The organism is Enterobacter quasiroggenkampii (genome assembly GCF_043972695.1).
GTDB lineage: Bacteria > Pseudomonadota > Gammaproteobacteria > Enterobacterales > Enterobacteriaceae > Enterobacter > Enterobacter quasiroggenkampii.
In genome coordinates this window covers 4,674,990-4,699,463 of the sequence record NZ_CP143745.1, presented here as the reverse complement: position 1 = coordinate 4,699,463, position 24,474 = coordinate 4,674,990, and the positions used below count along the sequence as shown (strand labels likewise).

Genomic DNA, 24,474 nt, shown 5'->3' with positions numbered 1-24,474 from the left:
GGAAGAGCGGAGTCACATGATGATTGAGTTTCCGGTTGTACTGGTAATTAACTGCGGTTCGTCCTCTGTTAAGTTTTCGGTGCTCGACGCCAGCAGTTGCGACGCCCTGATGACGGGCATTGCTGACGGCATCAACACTGAAAAGGCCTTTATTTCCGTGAACGGGGGTGAGCCAGCCAGACTGGCTCACCAGGACTACGAAGGGGCGCTGGCTGCCATCGCCCTGGAGCTGGAGAAGCGTGACCTGATGAGCAGCGTGGCCTTAATTGGCCACCGCATTGCGCACGGCGGCGACCTCTTCAGCGAGTCGACCCTGATTACGGAAGAGGTGATTGAGCAGATCCGCCAGGTCTCTCCGCTGGCGCCGCTGCATAACTACGCCAACCTGAGCGGCGTGGAAGCCGCAGAGCGTCTGTTCCCAGGCGTGCAGCAGGTCGCGGTATTTGATACCAGCTTCCACCAGACGCTGCCGCCGCAGGCGTATCTGTACGGTTTGCCGTACCGCTATTTTGAAGCGCTGGGCGTGCGCCGCTACGGTTTCCACGGCACCTCTCACCGCTATGTGGCCGCGCAGGCACATTCGCTTCTCGGGCTGTCCCCCGATGACAGCGGCCTGGTGATCGCCCATCTTGGCAACGGGGCGTCCATCTGCGCGGTGCGCAACGGCCAAAGCGTGGATACTTCCATGGGGATGACCCCCCTGGAAGGACTGATGATGGGTACGCGCTGCGGCGACGTGGATTTTGGCGCGATGGCGTGGATTGCTCAGCAGACCGGTCAGTCGTTTGAGGATCTGGAGCGCGTGGTCAACAAAGAGTCCGGGTTGCTGGGGATCTCCGGCATCTCTTCAGACCTGCGGGCGCTGGAGAAAGCCTGGCATGAAGGCAACGAGCGGGCTGTGCTTGCGATCCAGACCTTCGTTCACCGCATTGCGCGACACATTGCCGGGCACGCGGCGTCGCTGCACCGCCTGGATGCGGTGGTCTTTACCGGCGGCATCGGCGAAAACTCAACGCTGATTCGCGCCCTGGTGGCTGAACGCCTGAAGGTGTTTGGCGTCATCCTCGACGACGCCAAAAATGCCCTGCCGGGCAGCGCGGGTGAGCGCGTCATCAGCACCGATTCGTCCCGCGTGGCCTGCGCGGTGATCCCTACCAACGAAGAAAAAATGATCGCGCTGGACGCCCTCCGTCTTGGGAAGGTTACCCCGGCTGCGGCTTACGCCTGATAAAGCGAGAATCACATGAACGTAACAATCGATACGGGCGTCGCCCCCTACAGCGACGCATGGGCCGGGTTTCGCGGTGAAGAATGGAAAAACGCCGTCAACGTGCGCGATTTTATTCAGCATAACTACACCCCTTACGACGGCGATGAAGCTTTCCTCGCGCAGGCGACGCCAGCAACGACGGCGCTGTGGCAGAAGGTGATGGTCGGTATTCGTCAGGAGAATGCCACCCACGCCCCGGTGGATTTTGACACCAACATTGCCACCACCATTACGGCCCACGGGCCGGGCTACATCGATCAGGATCTGGAGACGATCGTCGGCCTGCAAACCGACAAGCCGCTCAAGCGCGCCCTGCATCCGTACGGCGGGATCAACATGATCCGCAGCTCGTTTGAGGCCTACGGGCGGGAGATGGATCCGCAGTTTGAATATCTCTTTACCGAGCTGCGCAAAACCCACAACCAGGGGGTGTTTGACGTCTATTCGCCGGAGATGATGCGCTGCCGTAAATCCGGCGTGCTGACCGGTTTGCCGGACGGCTACGGGCGCGGGCGCATCATCGGCGACTATCGCCGCGTGGCGCTGTACGGGATCGCTTATCTGGTACGCGAGCGTGAACTTCAGTTCGCCGATCTGCAGGGCAGGCTGGAGCGCGGCGAAGATCTGGAGGCGACGATCCGCCTGCGCGAAGAGCTTGCGGAGCACAAGCGCGCGCTGCTGCAGATCCAGCAGATGGCGGCGAACTATGGCTTTGATATCTCACGCCCGGCGATGAATGCCCAGGAAGCGGTGCAGTGGCTCTATTTTGCCTACCTGGCGGCGGTGAAATCCCAGAACGGCGGAGCCATGTCGCTGGGGCGCACGGCCTCGTTCCTCGATATCTACATCGAACGCGACATGCAGGAGGGACGCCTGAATGAGGTGCAGGCGCAGGAGCTGATCGACCACTTCATCATGAAGATCCGCATGGTGCGCTTCCTGCGCACGCCGGAATTCGACACGCTCTTCTCCGGCGATCCGATCTGGGCCACGGAAGTGATCGGCGGCATGGGGCTGGACGGCCGCACGCTGGTGACCAAAAACAGCTTCCGCTATCTGCACACGCTGCACACCATGGGACCCGCGCCGGAGCCGAACCTGACGATCCTCTGGTCAGAACAGCTGCCGATCGCGTTCAAGAAATACGCCGCGCAGGTGTCGATTGTCACCTCGTCGCTGCAGTATGAAAACGACGACCTGATGCGTGCCGACTTCAACAGTGATGACTACGCGATTGCCTGCTGCGTCAGCCCGATGGTGATCGGCAAGCAGATGCAGTTCTTTGGCGCGCGCGCCAACCTCGCCAAAACGCTGCTGTACGCGATCAACGGTGGGGTGGACGAGAAGCTGAAGATCCAGGTCGGCCCGAAAACCGAGCCGCTGCTGGACGACGTGCTGGATTACGACACCGTGATGGCGAGCCTCGATCACTTTATGGACTGGCTGGCGGTGCAGTACATCAGCGCGCTGAATCTCATTCACTACATGCATGATAAGTACAGCTACGAAGCCTCGCTGATGGCGCTACACGACCGGGACGTTTACCGTACCATGGCCTGCGGCATTGCCGGGCTGTCGGTAGCGGCGGACTCCTTGTCCGCCATTAAATACGCCACGGTGAAACCGGTGCGCGACCATACCGGTCTGGCGGTCGATTTCGTGATAGAAGGGGACTATCCGCAGTACGGCAACAACGACGATCGCGTGGACAGCATCGCCTGCGATCTGGTGGAGCGCTTTATGAAGAAAATTCAGGCGCTGCCAACCTATCGCAACGCGGTACCAACTCAGTCGATCCTGACCATCACCTCCAACGTGGTTTACGGGCAGAAAACCGGGAACACGCCGGACGGACGACGCGGCGGCACGCCGTTTGCCCCAGGCGCGAACCCAATGCACGGCCGCGACAGAAAAGGGGCGGTGGCCTCGTTAACGTCGGTCGCCAAGCTGCCGTTCACTTATGCCAAAGACGGGATCTCTTACACCTTCTCCATCGTGCCGCAGGCGCTGGGCAAGGACGAGCTGGTGCGCAAAACCAACCTGGTAGGGCTGCTGGACGGGTACTTCCATCATGAAGCGTCTATAGAGGGCGGGCAGCACCTGAACGTTAACGTGATGAACCGGGAGATGCTCCTCGATGCCATTGCGCATCCCGAGAACTACCCGAACCTGACCATCCGCGTCTCGGGCTATGCGGTGCGGTTTAATGCCCTGACGCGCGAGCAGCAGCAGGATGTGATTTCGCGAACGTTTACCCAATCTATCTAAATGTGAGTTCTCATGCCCCCTCAACGCAGGGGGCTTTTTTTTGCCCGCTAAACATACAAAATTGTTTATATAATTACTCACACATATTCATCCGCTCTTGAAAAACAATACGCCTGCTTTCCCCTATAACAGAATGTAAGGACAGTAAGATGATGAAAATGACCCGTATTGCGTTGGCCGCCGCCGCGCTGGCCGTGTGCAGTTTTACGGCGCAGGCCGCTAACGTTGAGGCTGCTCCGTCTCCATCGCAGGACCCGCTGGTTCAGCACCTGAAGCTCAGCAACGAGCAGGTTAAGAAGATTGAAGATCTGCATAAGCAGCTGGAACAAAATGTCAGCAAGATCCCAATGACGGGCGTGAAGGACGGCGCGCTGATCGACATGTTCCAGGCGGGTAAATGGGACGAAAGCACGGTGAAAAGCCAGCTTAGTGCATTCAGCAAAATTGAAGAGCAGACCCGCTATTACCGCGTGAAATATTACTTCGACGTCAGCCAGGTGTTAACGCCGGAACAGCGCAAACAGATTAGAACGGATATGGCTAACGCGCTGGCTGAGTGATTTCGTCGTCGTGTACGGCGCCGGATGATTCTGCCGTGGCTCGATCGGTTCCCTCTCCTATTGGGAGAGGGTTAGGACATTCTCTAAACCGGCAAATCAATCAGCAGCGCGCGCAGTGGCGTATCCGCCACCAGGGTGATATTCGCTTCATCACGAATAAACGCCCCGTCGCCGCAGGTGAGGGCTTCTTTCTCTTCCGTGTGCGTCACCGCATGCACCGTACCGTGAATGGACTGCAGATAGGCGCGCGGACCATGAAGCTGGAAGCTTGCCTGTTCACCTTTTTTCAGCTCGATATGATGCAGCCACACCTGCTGACGCAGCTGCAGGCTCCCTTTGCTGCCATCCGGCGATGCAATCAGCTGCTGCTTATCGCCCGTTAAATCTAACTTCTGTACCAGCGGATTTTCCCGCTCAGGGCAGGCGTCGAGCCACAGCTGCATGCGCGTCAGCGTTTTGTCTTTGCTGAGGTTATGCTCGCTGTAGCTGATGCCCGGCTGCGTGGAAATTAACAACGCTTCGCCAGCCTTTGCCTGGACATGATTGCCCTCGCTATCGCGGTATTCTGCCTCGCCTTCCAGGATCAGGTTCAGGATATCGACTTTCGGATACGTACGCGGCTGGAAGGAGGCACCCGGGGCGAGCACTTCCTGGTTCAACACGCGCAGTGAAGCGTAACCGAGGAGTTTAGGGTCAAAGTAGTGTCCAAAGGAAAAGGTGTAGCGGGCCTGCAGCCAACCGAAATCGGCTTGTCCGCACTGTTTAGCTGTTCTTGTCGTAATCATAAACTTGACCTCTCTTTACACTAAAACAATGGTAAAGGTATGGACGCTTCATTGTTAGCCAGATATTCTGCCTGGTATGTTCAAATTTCCTGAATGAGAACGAGATGGCTAAAGAGAGAGCATTGACGCTTGAGGCGCTTCGCGTCATGGACGCGATTGACCGGCGCGGCAGTTTTGCGGCGGCGGCCGATGAACTGGGGCGCGTTCCGTCTGCGCTGAGCTACACCATGCAGAAGCTGGAAGAAGAGCTGGACGTGGTGCTTTTTGACCGCTCCGGTCATCGAACAAAATTCACCAACGTGGGCCGAATGCTGCTGGAGCGCGGCCGCGTGCTGCTGGAAGCGGCGGATAAGCTGACGACAGACGCCGAAGCGCTCGCGCGCGGCTGGGAAACGCATCTGACGTTAGTTACCGAAGCGCTGGTCCCGACCGAAGCGCTGTTCCCGCTGGTGGATCGCCTGGCGGCGAAGGCCAATACGCAGCTGTCCATCATCACCGAGGTGCTGGCAGGGGCGTGGGAGCGTCTGGAAACGGGCAGGGCGGATATCGTTATTGCACCGGACATGCACTTCCGCTCATCGTCAGAAATCAACTCGCGCAAGCTCTACAGCGTCATGAACGTCTACGTTGCCGCCCCCAACCACCCGATTCACCAGGAGCCGGAGCCGCTCTCTGAAGTCACACGCGTGAAGTATCGCGGCGTGGCGGTCGCGGATACCGCGCGCGAGCGTCCGGTGCTGACGGTGCAGCTGCTGGATAAACAGCCTCGTCTGACGGTGACCTCACTGGAAGACAAACGGCAGGCGCTGCTGGCCGGTCTGGGCGTGGCGACGATGCCGTACCCGTTTGTGGAAAAAGATATTGCGGAAGGGCGACTGCGGGTCGTGAGCCCGGAGTACACCAGCGAAGTGGATATCATTATGGCGTGGCGTCGCGACAGCATGGGCGAAGCCAAATCGTGGTGCCTGCGTGAAATTCCAAAGCTGTTTGCGCACCACAACAAATAAGCGTGTAGGCCCGGTAAACGAAGCGCCACCGGGCTTTTTTTATGCGCCGATCTTAGGATCCGGACCAAAGCGGTTTTCGCCCGGCGTCCCACTCTGACAGTTGAAGATCAAAATCACGATCCAGCCCACGATCGGAATCAGCAGCAGCAGTAACCACCACGCCGAACGATCGGTATCGTGCAGCCGACGGAACAGTACCGCCCATGATGGCAGCAGGACTAACAGGCCATAGATGGTGGTCAGTACGCCTTCACCGCCAGCCCGCTCCCAGCCGAGAATTTTATCCACGATGCCCAGAACCATAATCAGGACGAAGTTCACCAGAACAAACATCCAGTACTCTTTGCGGCGGGCGCGGCCACCAAATCCAATGTAGTTGCGCAGTACTTTTAAATACCAGTCCATTTTCCTTGCCTCATTAGTCAGTCAATCACTTGTTTTCTAAGCGATCGAGGTAAGGATAGATGGAGATTGTGAATTAAAAAAGGGCATCTGGTGATGCCCTTAATATTTATCCAAAACGCACGTCGCGCCCGTGCGGTTCATCCAGGTCCTGCCACGGGCCGATGGAGATAATGCCCGTCGGGTTGATGGTCTTGTGGCTGCGGAAATAGTGGGTGCGAATATGGTCGAAGTCGACCGTCTCCGCGATACCCGGCATCTGGTAGATGTCGCGCAGGAAACCATACAGGTTCAGGTAGTCGCTGATGCGGTGTTTATCGCACTTAAAGTGGGTGACATAGACCGGATCAAAGCGAACCAGCGTGGTCCACAGGCGAATGTCCGCTTCCGTCAGGCGATCGCCCGTCAGGTAGCGATGCTGGCCCAGGATCTGTTCCAGGCGTTCCAGTGATTCAAACACCTTCCCAACCGCTTCGTCATACGCTTCCTGGCTGGTGGCAAAGCCGGCCTTATAGACACCGTTGTTGACGTTGTCGTAAATCCAGCTGTTCAGCTCATCAATCTTATCGCGCAGTTCAACCGGGTAGTAATCCCCGGCACGGGCGCCGTGGGCATCAAATGCGGTATTGAACATGCGGATGATTTCCGCAGACTCATTGCTGACAATCGTCTGGTTTTTCTTGTCCCACAGCACCGGCACGGTCACGCGACCGGTGTAATGCGGATCGGCGCGCAAATAGAGCTGGTATAGGAAATCGTGGTGATACAGTTCGTCGCCGGTTGCCGCAGGGAAATCACTGTCAAACGTCCAGCCGTTTTCCAGCATCAGCGGGTTAACGACGGAAACCGGAATGAAGGATTCGAGACCTTTCAGCTTGCGCACGATCAGCGTGCGGTGGGCCCACGGGCAGGCGAGGGAAACATAAAGATGATAACGATCTTTCTCAGCCGCGAAGCCGCCTTCGCCGCTTGGGCCCGGCGCACCGTCGGCGGTCAGCCAGTTACGGAAGGCCGAAACAGAGCGCTTAAAGCGACCTCCGGTGGATTTGGTGTCATACCAGACATCCTGCCAGACGCCGTCTACGAGTTGTCCCATTTTTTCTCCTCCGTCAGATAGCAAAAGCGAGGAGATGTCTCCTCGCTTTGTGTTTATTCAGTATAGCGTGCTTACCATTTCTTATTCAGAACGCGGTCGATGCTGTATGCGCCCGGGCCAGTAACGGCCAGCAGAAGGAAGCCACCCGCGATGGTCAGGTTTTTCATGAACATCAGAGAGTTCACGCCTTCCGCAAAGTTGCTGTGGAAGATGAACGCCGTCAGCACGGTGAAGCCTGCAGTAAACAGCGCGGTGGTGCGGGTCAGGAAGCCGAACAGGACTGCCAGGCCGCCGCCGAACTCAAGAAGAATGGTCAGTGGCAACAGGAACCCCGGAACGCCCATGGCTTCCATATACTGCTGGGTGCCTGCATAACCGGTGATTTTTCCCCAACCTGCCACGATGAACAGAATTGGCATCAGAATACGCGCTACCAGTACACCAACATCTTCTAATTTTTTCATTTTACTCTCCAGGAAACCACATCAGCGGCTGAACGTTATTTGTCTGCAATTCCGGGTAGATACCGCGTCGTTGCTGTCGATGGAGAGCATCATAAACGTGACGGTGGGCGATTGTTAGCAAGGAAAACTGTCAATCTTCTTCAAAGATATTGAGTAAGGGAGGGGGAGAAAATTTTGCCGGGAGGCGCTGCGCTTACCCGGCCTACGCGTGCAAGTAGGCTGGGTAAGCGTAGCCGCCACCCGGCGAGAAGGCTACCGCAACTGCTGCTGACGAATCGTGGCTTTCACCAGACGCCAGGCGCTCCAGGCACCAAATCCACGGCGCGCCCAGCGGATCAGTATATTTGGATGACGAACCGTCCAGATAGCCATCACGCTGCTGCCGACCAGCGCCCATGAACGCAGGCTCAGGAAGGTGTTCCAGCCCCGGTCAAACCGTCGCGTCGCGTCAATCCAGTCGCGGCGGCTCGCCGACAGATCCAGCCGTTGCTGCTGGATCTGGCTTAGCAGGTACGCTTTTCGCTTTTGACGTTCGGCTTTACCGCTCACGGCTTGTCATCCTCCAGCAGGGCGCGATCGTTAGCCAGCTCCTGACGCGTATGACGCAGGAACGTGGATTTACGCGCTTTCCGCAGCGTCCAGATACCGCCAATCAACGCGGCGACCAGCAGAACGACGGTGGTGGCAATCATCGCGTTAAGACGATACTGCGGGTCAATGGCCCAGATGATTAACACCATCAGGCTCATCAGACCAAACGCGGCGAAGAGCATGGTAAGTCCGAGCATCAGCAGCATCTGGAAGAGGTTGGCTTTCTCCTCTTCCAGCTCGACCACTGCCAGCCGGACGCGCGTTTCGGCAATCCCGACCAGCGTCGTTAAAATACGCTGGCCGATGCCGAGGACGTTGTTAGCAGGCCCTTGTGCGTGACGAGGATCTTCCATATCAACGACGCGTCAGCAGGACACCCAGTACCACACCGACTGCGGCACCAATCCCTACGCCTGTCCATGGATTATCACGCACGTATTCGTCCGCACGCGCGGCCGCTTCGCGGGTCTGTTTTGCCAGTGCATCACCGGTTTCACCCAGGCGATAGCGGCTCTCCTTGAGCGCCTGCTCCGCTTTGCTGCGCAGCTTGCTGACCTCTTCTTTTGACTTGTCAGCAGAGGAGTTCAGCACCTCTTCAAGGGTATCGGCCAGGGATTTCAGTTCAGCGCGCAGATGTTCAGACGTCGTATCTTTTGACATGATTCTCTCCTGTTGAGATTTCCGTTAACTCAATAATCGCGAGCTTCCAGCGCTTTCAGGTCGTCCTGCGCTTCTTTCAACTTCTTCTCGCGCTTAGCAATTTTTTCCGCATCCCCTTTCTCTTTCGCTTCCTGCAGGTCGCGACGGCGCTCGGCTATCTCGTCCTTCTGTTCAGCGATTTTCTTCTGGTGGTCGGCACGAAGCTTGCTGTCTGAACAGTTCGCTTTCACTTCGCTCAGCGCTTTTTTGAGACCATCAACACGGTGCTGATTGTTATGCTTTTCGGCATAACCGATCTCACGCTGAATATCCTGTTCTTTCTCCTGACAGAGAGAATTGGCGAAGGATGCTGTGCTTAAAGAAAAAAAGGCCAGAGCCAGAGTCATGCGGAATTTCATTATCGAAACCTTCCATTGTGTTGCGGCGTAAGCCGCTATCCAAAGTTATGCGGAGTACAGTCGAGGGGTGCTCCGCGTACTTAAGCATAGTAAGTAAACGGGGGATTCACCAAAGTGAGTGAAAAGATTCGGAATCCTGGTAATTATCCAAATCGATGCGACGTATCGCGAATCAGCGACAGCCAGGCTGCTGGCTGGCTGTCATCTTCCTGCTGAGCAATGATATACCCTTGCGGCAGCGTACGGTCGAGAACCACTTTTGCGGCGGCACTTTGCGCACGGGAATCAAACTTGATCAGTAAAACATCGTCCTGAGGGGTGATGCTCTTAAAACGTATCCCGTTCGCATCCAGATGATGCCAGACAGAAAAACCGTCAGGCACGCTGGCACCCTGGTTCACCGGGCGAATGGCCAGCGTGGATTCCTGGTGCGAAAGCGCGCTCCATACCAGCAGCATGGCGCTAAGCACCACCAGCGTCATCACGGCACAGGCAAAACGGCGGAGGGCGAGCGGTGAGATAGCCATCGTTAGCCTCTGGCTCCGTATTTCTTTTTCCACAGCACGACCAGAGAGCCGATCAGGCCGAAGACCAGCAGCACAACGGGCAGCAGCATCAGGCAGGACATCAGCTGGTCTTCATATTTCATAAAGACCGGCGTTTTACCCAGGGCATAGCCGAGCGTTGTCAGAATAAGCACCCATAACAGACCGCTCATCCAGTTAAAGAACTGGAAGCGCGCGCTACTCAGCCCCGACAGACCGGCAATGGTCGGCAACAGGGTACGTACAAACGCGATAAAGCGGCCAATCAGCAGGGCGGAAAGCCCGTGCTTATGGAAAAGGTGGTGCGCCCGCTGATGATAATGTGCAGGCAGGTGCGAGAGCCAGTTCTGGACGATCCGGGTATTGCCCAGCCATCTTCCCTGTATGTAACTCACCCAGCAGCCGAGGCTGGCCGCGACGGTCAGTAATAAAATGGTGTGCGGAAACGCCATCGCCCCTTTGGCACACAGCACGCCGACGAGCACCAGCAAACTGTCACCGGGCAGGAAGGCTGCAGGCAGCAAACCGTTCTCAAGGAACAGGATCATAAACAAGACGAAATAGAGCATGCCAATCATGGAAGGGTTGGCCAGCGTTTCAAAGTCCTGCGCCCAGAGGGCATGCAGTAGTTGGGTCAAAAGTTCCATTCAGTGTTCCTGGAAATCGGTTAACGTCACGCCTGTTATCCGGGGCAAACAGCACGGCGACATTGTTGTGATTTCATTATGGTCGCTCGCGGACACATTGCGGTGTGGCCAACACGGTTCCCTGTTAATTGGCTGGTTAGCAAGCACTAACTTACAAAATAACGAAGTGAATCCAATTGTAACAAAGCCCAACGTTCTGCGTCACAGAATTTGCAGGCGTGAGTTGATTTTGGCGTAAGCCCAGGAAGTGAGCGAGGGGATTTACAAAGGCTGACACTATATATGTTTTGCTTACCCACTGAAGCCAGAAGGCGCAGCGAGGCGCCTGCCAGCGGGAAGGTCATCTATTTTGCGGCACTGGGGGCCGTATCGAGATGAACAACGGGATTATCGGCGAAAAGATAGCGGTCAGCGTTAAATTCGAAGTCGTCACTGGTTTCATTGAACAGCATCTGCTTGGTGTTCTCCAGGTGCTGCCACATCGCCAGTTTAGCGGCATGCGGATCTTTACGAATCAGCGCCTTAAGGATTTGGTCGTGATCGTCACACCAGTTGTCGACGGTACGGGAATCGATATGGTCGTGCAGTTTTTTCCAGTACGGGTTGTGAACGCGCTGAGTCCACATTTTCTCAACGATTGCCGCCAGCGCCGTATTCTGGGTTGCCAGGGCGACCTGGACGTGGAACTGCAGATCCCACTCTGAATCGCGGAAACATTTTTCCTTCCGGGCATTCTCCTGGATTTCCATCAGCTTCATGATGTCCTGCTTGGTCACCTGCGTCGCCGCAAATTCGGCAATGTTGCTTTCAATCAGCTGGCGAGCCTGGAGCAGCTCAAACGGACCATAGCTGGCAAATTCCAGACTTTCGTCCGCGACGGGCGAGTGTTTCGGCAGATTGGAAATGACGTGAATGCCGGAGCCTTTACGTACCTCAACGTAGCCTTCCACTTCCAGCATGATGATCGCTTCGCGCACCACGGTGCGGCTGACGCTTTTTTCATCCGCGATGAAGCGCTCGGCGGGCAGTTTATCACCGACAAGATAGACCCCTTGCTCGATGCGATCTTTCAGCTCCGCAGCAAGTTGTTGATATAAACGACGTGGTTCGGTGATTTCCATATGCGCTCCAGGCAGGGTACGGCAGATGATTTGTTATACCACTTTTGCGTGCCACTCTCCAGATTTGCCATTAAAAAAGCCGCTACTGAGCGGCCTTTAAATGCCCGGCGGCGCTTCGCTTGCACGGGCCTACGGGTTTTGTCGGCCGGGTAAGCGTAGCGCCACCCGGCGGGAAAATGGTTGCTAACTCTGCGTCGCCGGTTTCCCGAGCGACTCTTTCGCCAACTCCTCTGCCGATTTGCTCTTAAGCACCGTCCAGATCACCACCGCGCCCAGCAGGTCGAAGATAGCCAACACGGCGAACAGCGGGCTGAAGCCGATGGTATCTGCCAGCGCGCCGACGACCAGCGCAAACATCGTACTCGCGGTCCAGGCGGCCATCCCGGTCAGGCCGTTGGCGGTGGCCACTTCGTTACGACCAAAGACGTCAGACGAGAGCGTAATCAGCGCGCCGGACAGGGACTGGTGCGCAAAGCCCCCGATGCACAGCAGGGCAATCGCGACGTACGGGCTGGTGAACAGGCCGATCATGCCCGGGCCAATCATCAGCAGGGCGCCCATGGTGACTACCATCTTACGGGAAACAATCAGGTTCACCCCAAACCAGCGCTGGAACAGCGGTGGCAGGTAGCCGCCCACGATACAGCCCAGGTCAGCGAACAGCATGGGCATCCAGGCGAACATCGCGATCTCTTTCAGGTTAAAGCCGTAGACTTTAAACATGAACAGCGGGATCCACGCGTTAAAGGTCCCCCAGGCCGGTTCTGCCAGGAAGCGCGGCAGGGCGATACCCCAGAACTGACGGGTGCCCAGGATCTGCCAGACGGTCATTTTCTTGCCGTTGTTGGTCTGATGCTGTGCTTCCTGACCACCAATGATGTACTCGCGTTCTTCTTCGGAAAGTTTTTTCTGATCGCGTGGGTGCTTATAGAAAACCAGCCACGCGATTGCCCAGGCGAAGCTCAGCACGCCGGAGATGATGAAGGCCATCTGCCAGCTGTGCATCACAATAGCCCACACCACCAGCGGTGGCGCAATCATTGCCCCGATGGACGAGCCCACGTTGAAGTAGCCAACAGCGATAGAGCGCTCTTTTGCCGGGAACCACTCGGAGCTGGCTTTCAGGCCCGCCGGGATCATCGCAGCTTCTGCCGCACCGACCGCACCGCGCGCCAGCGCCAGGCCGCCCCAGCTTCCCGCCAGCGCGGTGGCTCCGCAGAACACCGCCCAGGCGATGGCGAAGAAGGCATAACCGATTTTGGTACCGAGGATATCCAGCACATAGCCTGCAACTGGCTGCATGATGGTATACGCCGCGGAATAGGCGGCAATGATGTAGGAGTATTGCTGTGTGGAGATATGCAGCTCTTCCATTAACGTCGGCGCTGCGGCTGCCACGGTGTTACGTGTCAGGTAGCCCAGCACGGTGCCTAACGTCACCAGTGCGATCATATACCAACGTAACCCTTTAATTTTACGCATCTAAAACCTCATCGTTATGTTATGTCCGCGCCAGAGCACGGCAACTTCTCAACCGTTTCCGGGAGCCGTTGTGTAACGGGAGGGGCGTAGCCGGAAGCATGTCCCGGAACGGCCCGAACCTTGCCATAAGTAAGCGTGCATAAGTCGGTATCCGTACCGTTAAACCCGATGCCTCTCACACCGGTAATGCATTCCGTCGGCTTAGCGTTTGCGACGGCGAAAAGATAACTTGTCATACAACTTTAAAAGGTGAGTGACATCACAAATGTATGATTCTTTGTAGGGACATTAATCGCTGCGCGCAAAGCCAGTAATGGCGCGGCCTGTAGAAGGGTTTACGCCTTAGTGGGTAATTTATTTGTTAGCGTTTATTGATCTCACTCACGAAAAAAGCTTCGGTGGCTGGAAATTGGTGTGATAACTTTGCAGCATATGAACATACGCTTTCTGACGCTCCCGTAATGAGGAAGACGATAATGACGCCGTTTATGACCGACGATTTTCTGTTAGATACCGAATTTGCTCGCCGCCTGTACCACGACTACGCAAAAGACCAGCCAATTTTCGACTACCACTGCCATCTGCCGCCGCAGCAGGTTGCCGAAAATTATCGTTTCAAAAACCTGTATGATATCTGGCTGAAGGGTGACCACTACAAATGGCGCGCCATGCGCACCAACGGTGTGGCGGAACGCCTGTGTACCGGTGACGCCACCGACCGCGAGAAGTTTGATGCCTGGGCGGCGACCGTCCCGCACACCATCGGTAACCCGCTCTACCACTGGACGCACCTTGAGCTGCGTCGCCCGTTTGGCATCACCGGCAAACTGCTCTCCCCAACGACCGCTGATGAAATCTGGGAGCGGTGCAATGCGCTGCTGGCTGAGGAGAACTTCTCCGCGCGCGGCATCATGAAGCAGATGAACGTGAAGATGGTGGGCACCACCGACGACCCGATCGACTCCCTGGAGCATCATGCCGTTGTCGCCAAAGACACTTCCTTTGATATCAAAGTGCTGCCAAGCTGGCGCCCGGACAAAGCCTTCAACATTGAGCAGGCCACGTTTAACGACTACATGGCGAAGCTGGCGGAAGTGTCCGATACCGACATCCGTCGTTTCGCCGATCTACAAGCCGCGCTGACCAAACGTCTGGATCACTTCGCGGCGCACGGCTGTAAAGTCTCTGACCACGCGCTGGACGTCGTGCTGTTCGCGGAATCAAACGAGGCCGAGCTGGACAGCATTCTGGCGCGTCGCCTGTCCGGTGAATCGCTTAGCGAGCACGAAGTGGCGCAGTTCAAAACGGCGGTACTGGTGTTCCTCGGCGCGGAATACGCACGTCGCGGCTGGGTACAGCAGTACCACATCGGTGCGCTGCGCAATAACAACCAGCGCCAGTTCAAACTGATTGGTGCGGACGTGGGCTTTGACTCCATCAACGACCGTCCGCTGGCGGAAGAGCTGTCAAAACTGCTGAGCAAACAGAATGAGCAAAACCTGCTGCCGAAAACCATTCTCTACTGCCTGAACCCGCGCGATAACGAAGTGCTGGGCACGATGGTGGGCAACTTCCAGGGCGAAGGGATGCCGGGCAAGATGCAGTTCGGTTCCGGCTGGTGGTTCAACGATCAGAAAGACGGCATGGAGCGTCAGATGACGCAGCTGGCGCAGCTTGGTCTGTTGAGCCGCTTTGTCGGCATGCTGACCGACAGCCGCAGCTTCCTGTCCTATACCCGTCATGAATATTTCCGCCGCATTCTGTGCCAGATGATTGGCCGCTGGGTGCACGCAGGCGAAGCGCCGGCGGATATCCAGCTGCTGGGCGACATGGTGAGAAACATCTGCTTTAACAATGCGCGTGACTACTTCGGCATTGAACTGAACTAAGGCCGTTTGAGGTTGATATGCAATACATCAAAATCCATTCGCTGGATAACGTGGCCGTCGCGCTGACGGATCTCGCTGAAGGCGACGTGGTGACCGTTGATAACCAGAGCGTCACCCTGCGTCAGGCGATTGCACGCGGACACAAGTTTGCCGTGAAGCCTCTCGCGAAAGGGGACAACGTCATTAAGTACGGTCTTCCGATTGGGCATGCGCTGGCGGATATCGTGCCGGGTGAACATCTTCATTCCCATAATACCCGCACCAATCTGAGCGATCTGGACGAGTACAGCTATCAACCTGATTTACCTGGGGCACAAGAGCAGGCGGCGGATCGTGACGTGCAGATCTACCGCCGCGCCAGCGGCGACGTGGGGATCCGCAACGAGCTGTGGATCCTCCCGACCGTCGGCTGCGTGAACGGGATTGCGCGTCAGATCCAGACGCGCTTCCTGAAAGAGACCAACAATGCCGAAGGCACCGACGGCGTGCATCTGTTCAGCCACACCTACGGCTGCTCCCAGTTGGGGGATGACCACATTAACACCCGCACCATGCTGCAAAACATGGTGCGTCACCCGAACGCGGGCGCGGTGCTGGTGATTGGCCTGGGCTGCGAGAACAACCAGGTTGATGCCTTCCGCGACACGCTGGGCGAGTTTGACCCTGAGCGCGTGCATTTTATGGTGTGTCAGCACCAGGATGACGAAGTGGAGGCGGGCGTTGAACAGCTTCACCAGCTGTATAACGTGATGCGCCATGACAAGCGCGAGCCGGGCAAACTGAGCGAGCTGAAGTTTGGGCTGGAGTGCGGCGGGTCTGACGGCCTGTCCGGTATCACCGCCAACCCGATGCTGGGTCGCTTCTCGGACTATGTGATCGCTAACGGCGGCACGACGGTGTTGACCGAGGTGCCGGAGATGTTCGGCGCGGAACGTATTCTGATGAGCCACTGCCGCGACGAGGAGACGTTTGAAAAAACCGTCACCATGGTGAACGACTTCAAACAGTACTTCATTGCCCACAATCAGCCCATTTATGAGAACCCGTCTCCGGGTAACAAAGCGGGTGGGATCACCACGCTGGAAGAGAAATCTCTCGGCTGCACCCAGAAAGCGGGTGCGAGCCAGGTGGTTGACGTTCTGCGTTACGGCGAGCGCCTGAAAACGCACGGTCTGAACCTGCTGAGCGCGCCGGGTAACGATGCTGTCGCCACCAGCGCGCTGGCGGGAGCTGGCTGCCATATGGTGCTGTTCAGCACCGGTCGCGGCACGCCGTACGGCGGTTTTGTGCCGACGGTGAAAATCGCCACCAACAGCGAGCTGGCGGCGAAGAAAAAACACTGGATTGACTTTGATGCCGGGCAGCTTATCCACGGCAAGGCGATGCCGCAGCTGCTGACGGAATTCGTGGACGCGATTGTGGAATTTGCCAACGGCAGGCAGACCTGCAACGAGAAGAACGATTTCCGCGAGCTGGCGATCTTTAAGAGCGGTGTGACGCTTTAAGTACTTTGTCGGGTGGCGCTGGCGCTTACCCGACCTACTGAACCCTGTAGGCCCGGTAAGGCGTAGCCGCCACCGGGCTTTTCTTTTTAACTGCGCAGGGCGTTCTTCGCTAAACGCGCGTCTTCCGCCTGGCACACGGCGGCGGTAAACATCACGTCGGTGGAGGAGTTGATCGCGGTTTCGCAGGAATCCTGCAGCACGCCGATGATAAAGCCTACCGCAACCACCTGCATGGCGATCTCGTTCGGGATGCCGAACATATTACATGCCAGCGGGATCAGCAGCAGGGAGCCGCCCGCCACGCCGGATGCGCCGCAGGCACACAGCGATGCCACCACGCTCAGCAGCAGCGCAGTTGGCAGATCCACCGGAATACCCAGCGTATGCACCGCGGCCAGCGTCAGCACCGTGATGGTGATGGCCGCTCCCGCCATATTGACGGTCGCACCCAGCGGAATGGATACGGAGTAGGTATCGCGGTCCAGATTCAGCTTCTCACACAGGGACATGTTGACCGGAATATTTGCCGCCGAGCTGCGGGTGAAGAAGGCGGTCACGCCGCTTTCGCGCAGGCACATCAGCACCAGCGGGTACGGATTACGACGGGTCTGCAGAAACACCAGCAGCGGATTAATCACCAGAGCCACGACGGCCATACAGCCAATCAGCACCAGCAGCAGCTGCGCATAGCCCCACAGCGCGCCGAAACCGGTGGTTGCCAGGGTGGATGCCACGAGGCCAAAAATACCAATCGGCGCAAAGCGGATGACCACCGTCACGATAAAGGTTACGGCGTGAGAAAGATCGTTAACCAGGTTTTTGGTCGTGTCGTTGCTGTGGCGCAGAGCGAAGCCCAGACCGACGGCCCATACCAGAATCCCGATGTAGTTCGCGTTAATCAGCGCATGGATCGGGTTGGCGACAATGCTCATCAGCAGGCCGTGCATCACCTCAACAATACCCGCGGGCGGCGTAATGTCGGTCGCGCCGGTGGTCAGTTGCAGCGTGGACGGGAAGATAAAGCTCACGACAACCGCCGTCAGCGCAGCCGAGAACGTCCCCAGCAGATACATCCACAGAATCGGGCGAATATTGGTTTTCTGCCCCTGCTGGTGGTTGGCGATTGAGGCCATCACCAGCGTCAAAACCAGAACCGGCGCGACCGCTTTTAGTGCGCCGACGAACAGTGTGCCGAGCAGGCCAGTGGCCTCGGCGGCAGGTTTTGAGATCAGTGCCAGCGCGACGCCGAGCACCAGTCCAACCAGTATTTGCTTAACAAGGCTGCCGCGCGACAGGCGCGCAAGCAGGCCCGATGAGGTTGTCGTCATGAGTGTTCCTTAAGTGAAATTGCGTTCCATCCCGGATGTGCTCTTAGTCACATTTATGTCCGGATGTAAGTAAATGTTTGCCTGGTCGAGTATAGGGAAAGCGTCTGCGGAGGGAAGCGTAAAATGCTGGATTTTACGTGTTGCGTCATGTTTTTTAACTATTAATTAACGAAAGTGCCGGGTGGCGTTGCGCTTACCCGGCCCACGAGGTGTCGTTGTAGGCCCGGTAAGCGCAGCGCCACCGGGCAAAACGCACTAAGCCTGCTGCTTCTTATCGTGCTGGCGGTTAACCCAGGTATTGATAATCAGCGTCACGATCAGAATGCCAAACACCACGCCGAGCGAAATGGCGATCGGGATATGGTAGAAATCGACGATCAGCATTTTGATACCGATAAACACCAGGATCACCGACAGGCCGTACTTCAGCATTGAGAAGCGCTCCGCCGCGCCTGCCAGCAGGAAGTACATGGCGCGCAGGCCGAGGATGGCGAACAGGTTAGAGGTCAGGACGATGAACGGGTCGGTGGTCACCGCAAAAATGGCCGGAATGCTGTCCACGGCGAAAATCACGTCGCTCAGCTCAACCAGGATCAGCACCAGCAGCAGCGGGGTGGCAAACAGCAGGCCGTTCTTGCGTACGAAGAAGTGCTCGCTCTCGATCTTGTCGGTCATGCGCAGATGGCCGCGGATCCACTTCACCAGCGGGCGATCGCCTATCGCAGAGCCGTCCTCTTTCGCCAGCGCCATTTTGACCCCGGTGAACAGCAGGAACGCGCCGAAGACGTACAGCAGCCATTCGAACTGAGTAATCAGCCAGCTGCCGGCGAAAATCATGATGGTACGCAGGATAATCGCGCCCAGCACGCCGTAGACCAGCACGCGGCGCTGCAGGGCCGCAGGCACGGCGAAATAGCTGAACAGCATCAGCCAGACAAAGACGTTATCGACCGCCAGGGCTTTTTCAATCAGATAGCCAGTGAGGAAGGCGAGGGCCTGAGGATCGGCCACCGCGCGGCCTTCGGTCGAGGCCAGATACCACCAGAAGGCGGCACAGAACAGCAGGGAGAGGGTAACCCACACCAGCGACCAGGCCGCAGCCTGTTTCATGGTCATGCCGTGCGCGCCGCGACGCCCCTGTAAAAAGAGGTCGATCGCCAGCATGATGAGCACGACAACCGCGAATCCGCCCCACAACATGGGAGTGCCGACAGAATGCATACTATTTTCCTTACACATAAAAAACAAAAACGGCCATGGTCAGAAGACGATAGCCGTTAGCTTTTTATGCATAGACCTCGCCTTCCGGCAAGGTCTCACTTACAACCACGAGGGTTGCCCGGCGACCGGATGCGGTATTGCACGCATCGTAATGACGATCCACCGACGAAGAAGTTACTCCCCTTTGCAGGTAACAAAATATGTCAGACCATTGGTTTCGTCAATGGTCTGCGCCGTTTCATTACACAGCTTTACGCGATAACTTCCGCGCTCACGCCGTCTGCCGGGAACACCACGCCGGTCTGACGGCGGATCTCCGTTTGCAGCTTCGCCGTGGTGCGACTTACCGCAAGGCCTGGGTGATTCACTTCGTTGTCTTCCACCAGACGGGCGAAGACCTCTGCCTCATAGAGCATAGTGTTAATATGCTGAGGCTGCGTCAGCTCCTGAGCTTTGCCGCCGCGCGGCACAAAGCTCACCTTCTGGCACTCGGAGATCTTCTCGATGACCAGCGAGCCCGCTTCGCCCTGAATTTCGCTCGGCAGGACAGAGTCGCTCACCTTGGAGTGCTGCAGCGTGACGCTGAAATCACCGTAATCCAGCACCGCGACACCGTGCGCATCCACGCCACTCTCCAGCAGGCTGGCGGTGGCCGTGACGCCGTGCGGCTCGCCCCACAGGGCCACGGCAGAGGCCAGGCAATAGAAACCGATATCCATAATCGAGCCGTTAGAGAAGGCCGGATTAAAGGTGTTCGGGTTCTCGCCGTCGAGATAGCGCTGATAGCGCGACGAGTACTGGCAGTAGTTGATAAACGCTTTGCGCACTTTGCCCACCTTCGGCAGGGACTGCTGCAGCAGCAGGAAGTTCGGCAGGCTGGCGGTTTTGAAGGCTTCCAACAGCACCACCTGGTTTTCGCGGGCAAGCGCAATGGCGGCTTCGACTTCATCGATGTTCGACGCCAGCGGCTTCTCGCAAATCACATGCTTTTTATGGCTGAGGAACAGCTTCGTTTGCGGGAAGTGCAGGGAGTTCGGGCTGGCAATATAGACCGCGTCAATGGCGTCGCTTTGCGCCATCTCATCAAGCGAGGTGAAGAGATGCTCGACGAGGTAGTCGTTGGCAAAACTCTGTGCCTGCTCAAGGCTGCGGGAATAGACTGCGGTAAGTTTCAGTTTGCCGGTTTCGTGGGCGGCGTCGACGAACTGGCGCGTGATCCAGTTCGTTCCAATGACTGCGAAACGTATCATAAACGTTTACGTACTCCGTAGCGGGGAACCTTTAGCCACTGTAGCACGTCATCATGACAATTCGCGTGCGCTATTCCGCATTACCTTTTAACGATAAATGCGTAAGCCACAGACGGGTATCAAACTCCAGCTGGTGGTACTGCGGCTCCATGTGGCAGCACAGGGAATAGAACGCTTTGTCGTGCTCTTTCTCTTTCAGGTGTGCGAGCTCATGGACGACGATCATCCGCAGAAAGGCTTCCGGCGCGTTGCGGAAAACCGTCGCGACGCGGATTTCGGCCTTCGCCTTCAGCTTGCCGCCCTGCACGCGGGAGACGGCGGTGTGCAGGCCGAGCGCGTTTTTCAGCACGTGGATCTTGTTGTCGTACATCACCTTATTGATCGGCGGGGCGCTCTTCAGATACCGGCTTTTCAGATCCTGCGTATACTGCCAGAGGGCCTTATCGGTCGCGAAATCGTGCGTGCCCGGGTAGCGTTTTTCCAGCACCGCGCCCAGCTTCTGCTCGGCAATCAGGCTGCGAACCTGAGTCAGTAAATGCTCCGGGTAGCCCTGGAGATAAGTAAGTTGGTTCATCAACGCCCCAAATCGACAATAAAACGGGTATACTCACGCACCCTTTTCAGGGATACGCCAAATTTTACCATTCAGGAGGGCCGATGAGCCACTTAGACAACGGTTTCCGTTCACTCAACCTTAAACGTTTCCCGGAGACGGACGACGTTAACCCGCTTCAGGCGTGGGAAGCGGCGGATGAATATCTGCTGCAGCAGTTGGATGACACTGAAATCCGCGGCCCGGTTTTGATCCTGAATGACGCGTTTGGCGCCCTGGGCTGTGCGCTGGCGGAACACACGCCGTACAGTATCGGCGACTCCTACCTGAGCGAGCTGGCGACGCGTGAAAACCTTCGCCATAACGACATCGAAGAGTCCAGCGTGAAGTTCCTCGACAGCACCGCGGACTACCCGCAGGCGCCGGGCGTGGTGCTGATCAAAGTGCCAAAAACCATGGCGCTGCTGGAGCAGCAACTGCGCGCGCTGCGTAAGGTCGTCACGCCAGAAACCCGCATCATCGCGGGTGCCAAAGCGCGCGATATTCATACTTCGACGCTGGAGCTGTTCGAGAAAGTCCTCGGCCCGACCACCACCACGCTGGCCTGGAAAAAAGCGCGCCTGATCAACTGTACGTTCGCCGCCCCCGAGCTGGCCGACGCGCCAGAAACGCTGAGCTGGACGCTGGAAGGGACCGACTGGACCATCCATAACCACGCGAACGTCTTCTCCCGCACCGGTCTGGATATCGGCGCGCGCTTCTTTATGGAACATCTGCCGGAAAATCTGGAAGGTGAGATTGTCGATCTTGGCTGCGGCAACGGCGTGATTGGCCTGACGCTGCTGGCGAAGAACCCGGAAGCCAGCGTGGTGTTCAGCGACGAGTCGCCGATGGCGGTGGCCTCCAGCCGTCTGAACGTAGAAACCAACCTGCCGGACGCGCTGGACCGCTGCGAGTTTATGATCAACAACGCGCTGTCGGGGGTAGAGCCGTTCCGCTTCAACGCCGTGTTCTGCAACCCGCCGTTCCACCAGAAGCACGCCCTGACGGATAACGTCGCCTGGGAGATGTTCCACCACGCGCGCCGCTGCCTGAAAATCAACGGCGAGTTGTACATCGTGGCGAACCGCCACCTGGACTACTTCCACAAGCTGAAGAAGATTTTCGGGAACTGCGTCACCATTGCGACGAACAATAAGTTTGTGGTGCTGAAGTCGGTGAAGCTGGGACGTCGTCGTTAAGATTGTTTTGCCCGGTGGCGCTTCGCTTACCGGGCCTACAATGGCCTCGAACCCGTAGGCCGGGCAAGCGCAGCGCCGCCCGGCAATGTTCTAGATCATCAGAGCTAATTTCGTCCCCTGCGCAATCGCGCGCCGCGCATCCAGCTCCATCGCCACGTCACACCCGCCAATAAGATGCACCGTTTTACCGGCCTCGCGCAGCGGATCGGCCAGATCGCGCTTTGGCTCCTGCCCGGCACATAAAATCACATGATCCACGCGCAGCAGCTGCGGCTCGCCGCCGATCGTGACGTGCAGCCCCTCGTCGTCGATCTTCTGGTAGCTGACCGCCGGGATCATCTTCACCCCGCGTGAGAGCAGGGTAGCGCGGTGGATCCAGCCGGTGGTTTTGCCCAGCCCTTCGCCCGGCTTGCTGGCCTTACGCTGCAGCATCACGATCTGGCGCGGGCTTTTCGGCAGCTGCGGCCCTTCGGGGCGCAGGCCGCCGGACTGGCTGAGGCTGGTATCAATGCCCCATTCGACGCAAAACTCGGCAATGTTCTGGCTGGTCGCCTCGCCCGGCTGGCTCAAATACATAGCGGTATCAAAGCCGATCCCGCCGCAGCCGATAATCGCCACCTTCTCGCCAACCGGTACTTTGTCACGCAGCACGTCGAGATAGCTCAGCACTTTTGGATGATCGATACCCTCGATCGCAGGCGTGCGCGGTACGATCCCGCTCGCCAGGATCACCTCATCGAAATCAGTCAGATCCGCCGCGCCGACAAACTGGTTAAGCCGCAGCTCGACGCCCGTCAGCTCGATCATCCGGCGGTAGTAGCGCAGCGTTTCGTAGAACTCCTCTTTGCCGGGGATCTGTTTGGCGATATTAAACTGCCCGCCAATCTCCCCCAGCGCATCAAACAGCGTCACGCTGTGGCCGCGCGAGGCGGCATTGACCGCAAACGCCAGGCCCGCAGGCCCTGCGCCGACAACCGCCAGGCGTTTTTTCGCTGTCGCCGGGATCACCGGCATTTTGGTTTCGTGGCAGGCGCGCGGGTTGACGAGGCAGGAGGTCACTTTCCCGACGAAGATCTGATCCAGGCACGCCTGATTACAGCCGATGCAGGTGTTGATCTCATCCGCACGGCCGCTTTGCGCTTTGGACAGCAGCTCGGCATCGGCCAGGAACGGGCGCGCCATCGAGACCATGTCGGCATCGCCGCGTGAAATCACATCGTCCGCCACCTGCGGATCGTTAATGCGGTTGGTGGTGACCAGCGGAACAGACACTTTCCCTTTCAGCCTGCGCGTCACCCAGCTGAACGCCGCGCGCGGCACCGGCGTGGCGATGGTCGGAATGCGCGCCTCGTGCCAGCCGATGCCGGTGTTGATAATGGTGGCCCCCGCGGCTTCTATCGCCTGCGCCAGTTGCACGGTTTCGTCAAACGTGCCGCCGCCCTCCACCAGGTCGAGCATCGACAGGCGGAAGATGATAATAAAATCCGCGCCCGCGCGTTCGCGCACGGCGCGCACGACTTCTACAGCAAAGCGCATCCGGCGGGCATAGTCGCCGCCCCATTCGTCGTCGCGCTGGTTGGTGCGGGCGGCCAGAAACTCGTTAATCAGATAGCCTTCAGACCCCATCACCTCAACGCCGTCGTAGCCCGCTTCACGCGCCAGCGCCGCGCAGCGGGCGAAGTCGTCAATCAGCGCCAGGATCTCGTCGTGGCTCAGGGCATGCGGAGTGAAGCGGTTAATCGGCGCCTGAATGGCCGATGGCGCGACCAGATTCGGCTGATAGCTGTAGCGTCCGGTGTGCAGAATTTGCAGGGCGATTTTACCGCCCTCGTTGTGTACCGCGTCGGTCACAATGCGGTGGTGCGGCAGCTGTGACGCATCGTTCAGCACCGCGCCGCCCTCCATGCCGACGCCGGAAGGGGCAGGGGCCACGCCGCCGGTGACGATCAGTGCTACCCCATGGCGGGCGCGTTCGGCATAGAAGGCTGCCAGACGCTCGGCCCCGTCCGGATGCTCCTCCAGCCCGGTGTGCATCGAGCCCATCAACACGCGGTTTTTGAGTGTGGTGAACCCCAGATCGAGGGGAGCGAATAACGACGGGTAGCGGCTCATAGTCTCTTCCAGTGTAAAATTATTGTTATGTGGTCGGATGAGTTACTAATTTAGCCAGCGGCAGCGGAAAGGTAAAAGC

General features: G+C 57.7%; 24 protein-coding genes. 7 read left to right on the top strand and 17 right to left on the bottom strand.

Annotated features, from left to right (window positions below; genetic code table 11):
* Nucleotides 1-19: 19 nt before the first annotated feature.
* The 3 genes from tdcD (at nt 20) to V1572_RS22375 (ending at nt 4,098) form a co-directional block, all read left to right on the top strand.
* Nucleotides 20-1,228 (top strand): propionate kinase, encoded by a 1,209-nt coding sequence (gene tdcD / locus V1572_RS22385; protein ID WP_325841959.1) that lies wholly within the window; start codon nt 20-22, stop codon nt 1,226-1,228.
* A 15-nt stretch (nt 1,229-1,243) separates the two neighbouring features.
* A complete protein-coding gene (gene pflB / locus V1572_RS22380) occupies nt 1,244-3,538 on the top strand; it encodes a formate C-acetyltransferase (protein WP_395299611.1) in 2,295 nt (764 codons plus the stop codon).
* 149 nt (nt 3,539-3,687) lie between these two features.
* Entirely contained in the window at nt 3,688-4,098 is a 411-nt protein-coding gene (locus V1572_RS22375; protein ID WP_045371418.1) for a Spy/CpxP family protein refolding chaperone, read from the top strand.
* A gap of 83 nt (nt 4,099-4,181) precedes the next feature.
* Here the strand turns inward: V1572_RS22375 and V1572_RS22370 are convergent, their stop codons facing one another.
* Nucleotides 4,182-4,883, bottom strand: a complete 702-nt coding sequence (locus V1572_RS22370; RefSeq protein ID WP_023309295.1) for a pirin family protein — start codon at nt 4,881-4,883, stop codon at nt 4,182-4,184.
* A gap of 104 nt (nt 4,884-4,987) precedes the next feature.
* On the opposite strand from V1572_RS22370, the gene yhaJ reads away from it, so the two are divergent.
* Entirely contained in the window at nt 4,988-5,890 is a 903-nt protein-coding gene (yhaJ, locus tag V1572_RS22365) for a DNA-binding transcriptional regulator YhaJ (RefSeq protein WP_008503135.1), read from the top strand.
* A 39-nt stretch (nt 5,891-5,929) separates the two neighbouring features.
* Here yhaJ and V1572_RS22360 read toward each other — a convergent pair whose 3' ends face one another.
* The 11 genes from V1572_RS22360 to V1572_RS22310 all read right to left on the bottom strand — a co-directional run bounded on the left by V1572_RS22360 (nt 5,930) and on the right by V1572_RS22310 (nt 13,296).
* Nucleotides 5,930-6,295: a DUF805 domain-containing protein gene (locus tag V1572_RS22360; protein WP_023615581.1), complete on the bottom strand. Its 366-nt coding sequence runs from the start codon at nt 6,293-6,295 to the stop codon at nt 5,930-5,932.
* 106 nt (nt 6,296-6,401) lie between these two features.
* Nucleotides 6,402-7,388 carry a glutathione S-transferase family protein gene (locus V1572_RS22355; protein ID WP_045910067.1) on the bottom strand — a complete coding sequence of 329 codons (987 nt, stop codon included), beginning with the start codon at nt 7,386-7,388 and terminating at the stop codon, nt 6,402-6,404.
* Nucleotides 7,389-7,459: 71 nt separating this feature from the next.
* Nucleotides 7,460-7,852 carry a DoxX family protein gene (locus V1572_RS22350; RefSeq protein ID WP_023309292.1) on the bottom strand — a complete coding sequence of 131 codons (393 nt, stop codon included), beginning with the start codon at nt 7,850-7,852 and terminating at the stop codon, nt 7,460-7,462.
* Nucleotides 7,853-8,104: 252 nt separating this feature from the next.
* Complete coding sequence (locus V1572_RS22345; protein ID WP_248260455.1) at nt 8,105-8,401, bottom strand: YqjK-like family protein; 297 nt, start codon at nt 8,399-8,401, stop codon at nt 8,105-8,107.
* Nucleotides 8,398-8,796, bottom strand: a complete 399-nt coding sequence (locus V1572_RS22340) for a phage holin family protein (protein ID WP_014885329.1) — start codon at nt 8,794-8,796, stop codon at nt 8,398-8,400. The genes V1572_RS22345 and V1572_RS22340 overlap by 4 nt, the downstream gene beginning before the upstream one ends.
* A 1-nt stretch (nt 8,797) precedes the next feature.
* Entirely contained in the window at nt 8,798-9,103 is a 306-nt protein-coding gene (locus V1572_RS22335; RefSeq protein WP_008503141.1) for a YqjD family protein, read from the bottom strand.
* 29 nt (nt 9,104-9,132) lie between these two features.
* The gene (locus V1572_RS22330) at nt 9,133-9,501 is read right to left on the bottom strand and encodes a DUF1090 domain-containing protein (protein WP_395299610.1); all 369 of its coding nucleotides are present in this window, start codon (nt 9,499-9,501) and stop codon (nt 9,133-9,135) included.
* 143 nt (nt 9,502-9,644) lie between these two features.
* The gene (gene mzrA / locus V1572_RS22325) at nt 9,645-10,028 is read right to left on the bottom strand and encodes an EnvZ/OmpR regulon moderator MzrA (protein WP_045910066.1); all 384 of its coding nucleotides are present in this window, start codon (nt 10,026-10,028) and stop codon (nt 9,645-9,647) included.
* A 2-nt stretch (nt 10,029-10,030) separates the two neighbouring features.
* Nucleotides 10,031-10,693, bottom strand: a complete 663-nt coding sequence (yqjA, locus tag V1572_RS22320) for a DedA family general envelope maintenance protein YqjA (protein ID WP_023309289.1) — start codon at nt 10,691-10,693, stop codon at nt 10,031-10,033.
* A gap of 344 nt (nt 10,694-11,037) precedes the next feature.
* The gene (gene exuR, locus V1572_RS22315) at nt 11,038-11,814 is read right to left on the bottom strand and encodes a transcriptional regulator ExuR (protein ID WP_023615584.1); all 777 of its coding nucleotides are present in this window, start codon (nt 11,812-11,814) and stop codon (nt 11,038-11,040) included.
* A gap of 183 nt (nt 11,815-11,997) precedes the next feature.
* The gene (locus tag V1572_RS22310; protein ID WP_045910065.1) at nt 11,998-13,296 is read right to left on the bottom strand and encodes an MFS transporter; all 1,299 of its coding nucleotides are present in this window, start codon (nt 13,294-13,296) and stop codon (nt 11,998-12,000) included.
* A 476-nt stretch (nt 13,297-13,772) separates the two neighbouring features.
* On the opposite strand from V1572_RS22310, the gene uxaC reads away from it, so the two are divergent.
* Together uxaC and V1572_RS22300 are read left to right on the top strand one after the other, a co-directional pair.
* Nucleotides 13,773-15,185: a glucuronate isomerase gene (gene uxaC / locus V1572_RS22305; protein ID WP_063622497.1), complete on the top strand. Its 1,413-nt coding sequence runs from the start codon at nt 13,773-13,775 to the stop codon at nt 15,183-15,185.
* A gap of 17 nt (nt 15,186-15,202) precedes the next feature.
* A complete protein-coding gene (locus V1572_RS22300) occupies nt 15,203-16,690 on the top strand; it encodes a UxaA family hydrolase (RefSeq protein WP_048028903.1) in 1,488 nt (495 codons plus the stop codon).
* 86 nt (nt 16,691-16,776) lie between these two features.
* On the opposite strand, the gene sstT is transcribed toward V1572_RS22300, so the two are convergent.
* The 4 genes from sstT to V1572_RS22280 all read right to left on the bottom strand — a co-directional run bounded on the left by sstT (nt 16,777) and on the right by V1572_RS22280 (nt 21,063).
* Nucleotides 16,777-18,018, bottom strand: coding sequence for a serine/threonine transporter SstT (gene sstT / locus V1572_RS22295; RefSeq protein ID WP_048028904.1), 1,242 nt, complete (start codon nt 18,016-18,018; stop codon nt 16,777-16,779).
* A gap of 255 nt (nt 18,019-18,273) precedes the next feature.
* Entirely contained in the window at nt 18,274-19,239 is a 966-nt protein-coding gene (locus V1572_RS22290; protein WP_021242367.1) for a TerC family protein, read from the bottom strand.
* Nucleotides 19,240-19,490: 251 nt separating this feature from the next.
* Nucleotides 19,491-20,489, bottom strand: a complete 999-nt coding sequence (locus tag V1572_RS22285; protein ID WP_048225028.1) for a Gfo/Idh/MocA family protein — start codon at nt 20,487-20,489, stop codon at nt 19,491-19,493.
* 70 nt (nt 20,490-20,559) lie between these two features.
* Nucleotides 20,560-21,063: a YgjP-like metallopeptidase domain-containing protein gene (locus V1572_RS22280; RefSeq protein ID WP_048225025.1), complete on the bottom strand. Its 504-nt coding sequence runs from the start codon at nt 21,061-21,063 to the stop codon at nt 20,560-20,562.
* Between the two features lie 83 nt (nt 21,064-21,146).
* Between V1572_RS22280 and rlmG the strand changes: the two genes are divergently transcribed.
* On the top strand, nt 21,147-22,283 hold the full coding sequence (rlmG, locus tag V1572_RS22275) for a 23S rRNA (guanine(1835)-N(2))-methyltransferase RlmG (protein WP_048225022.1): 1,137 nt from the start codon (nt 21,147-21,149) through the stop codon (nt 22,281-22,283).
* A gap of 90 nt (nt 22,284-22,373) precedes the next feature.
* Here rlmG and V1572_RS22270 read toward each other — a convergent pair whose 3' ends face one another.
* Nucleotides 22,374-24,395, bottom strand: coding sequence for an FAD-dependent oxidoreductase (locus tag V1572_RS22270; protein ID WP_395299609.1), 2,022 nt, complete (start codon nt 24,393-24,395; stop codon nt 22,374-22,376).
* Nucleotides 24,396-24,474: the final 79 nt, after the last annotated feature.

Bases quoted from the DNA above. Each gene is read 5' to 3' on its own strand.
- tdcD (WP_325841959.1), top strand. From the start codon at position 20: ATGATTGAGTTTCCGGTTGTACTGGTAATTAACTGCGGTTCGTCCTCT.
- pflB (WP_395299611.1), top strand. From the start codon at position 1,244: ATGAACGTAACAATCGATACGGGCGTCGCCCCCTACAGCGACGCATGG.
- V1572_RS22375 (WP_045371418.1), top strand. From the start codon at position 3,688: ATGATGAAAATGACCCGTATTGCGTTGGCCGCCGCCGCGCTGGCCGTG.
- V1572_RS22370 (WP_023309295.1), bottom strand. From the start codon at position 4,883: ATGATTACGACAAGAACAGCTAAACAGTGCGGACAAGCCGATTTCGGT.
- yhaJ (WP_008503135.1), top strand. From the start codon at position 4,988: ATGGCTAAAGAGAGAGCATTGACGCTTGAGGCGCTTCGCGTCATGGAC.
- V1572_RS22360 (WP_023615581.1), bottom strand. From the start codon at position 6,295: ATGGACTGGTATTTAAAAGTACTGCGCAACTACATTGGATTTGGTGGC.
- V1572_RS22355 (WP_045910067.1), bottom strand. From the start codon at position 7,388: ATGGGACAACTCGTAGACGGCGTCTGGCAGGATGTCTGGTATGACACC.
- V1572_RS22350 (WP_023309292.1), bottom strand. From the start codon at position 7,852: ATGAAAAAATTAGAAGATGTTGGTGTACTGGTAGCGCGTATTCTGATG.
- V1572_RS22340 (WP_014885329.1), bottom strand. From the start codon at position 8,796: ATGGAAGATCCTCGTCACGCACAAGGGCCTGCTAACAACGTCCTCGGC.
- V1572_RS22335 (WP_008503141.1), bottom strand. From the start codon at position 9,103: ATGTCAAAAGATACGACGTCTGAACATCTGCGCGCTGAACTGAAATCC.
- V1572_RS22330 (WP_395299610.1), bottom strand. From the start codon at position 9,501: ATGAAATTCCGCATGACTCTGGCTCTGGCCTTTTTTTCTTTAAGCACA.
- mzrA (WP_045910066.1), bottom strand. From the start codon at position 10,028: ATGGCTATCTCACCGCTCGCCCTCCGCCGTTTTGCCTGTGCCGTGATG.
- yqjA (WP_023309289.1), bottom strand. From the start codon at position 10,693: ATGGAACTTTTGACCCAACTACTGCATGCCCTCTGGGCGCAGGACTTT.
- exuR (WP_023615584.1), bottom strand. From the start codon at position 11,814: ATGGAAATCACCGAACCACGTCGTTTATATCAACAACTTGCTGCGGAG.
- V1572_RS22310 (WP_045910065.1), bottom strand. From the start codon at position 13,296: ATGCGTAAAATTAAAGGGTTACGTTGGTATATGATCGCACTGGTGACG.
- uxaC (WP_063622497.1), top strand. From the start codon at position 13,773: ATGACGCCGTTTATGACCGACGATTTTCTGTTAGATACCGAATTTGCT.
- V1572_RS22300 (WP_048028903.1), top strand. From the start codon at position 15,203: ATGCAATACATCAAAATCCATTCGCTGGATAACGTGGCCGTCGCGCTG.
- sstT (WP_048028904.1), bottom strand. From the start codon at position 18,018: ATGACGACAACCTCATCGGGCCTGCTTGCGCGCCTGTCGCGCGGCAGC.
- V1572_RS22290 (WP_021242367.1), bottom strand. From the start codon at position 19,239: ATGCATTCTGTCGGCACTCCCATGTTGTGGGGCGGATTCGCGGTTGTC.
- V1572_RS22285 (WP_048225028.1), bottom strand. From the start codon at position 20,489: ATGATACGTTTCGCAGTCATTGGAACGAACTGGATCACGCGCCAGTTC.
- V1572_RS22280 (WP_048225025.1), bottom strand. From the start codon at position 21,063: ATGAACCAACTTACTTATCTCCAGGGCTACCCGGAGCATTTACTGACT.
- rlmG (WP_048225022.1), top strand. From the start codon at position 21,147: ATGAGCCACTTAGACAACGGTTTCCGTTCACTCAACCTTAAACGTTTC.
- V1572_RS22270 (WP_395299609.1), bottom strand. From the start codon at position 24,395: ATGAGCCGCTACCCGTCGTTATTCGCTCCCCTCGATCTGGGGTTCACC.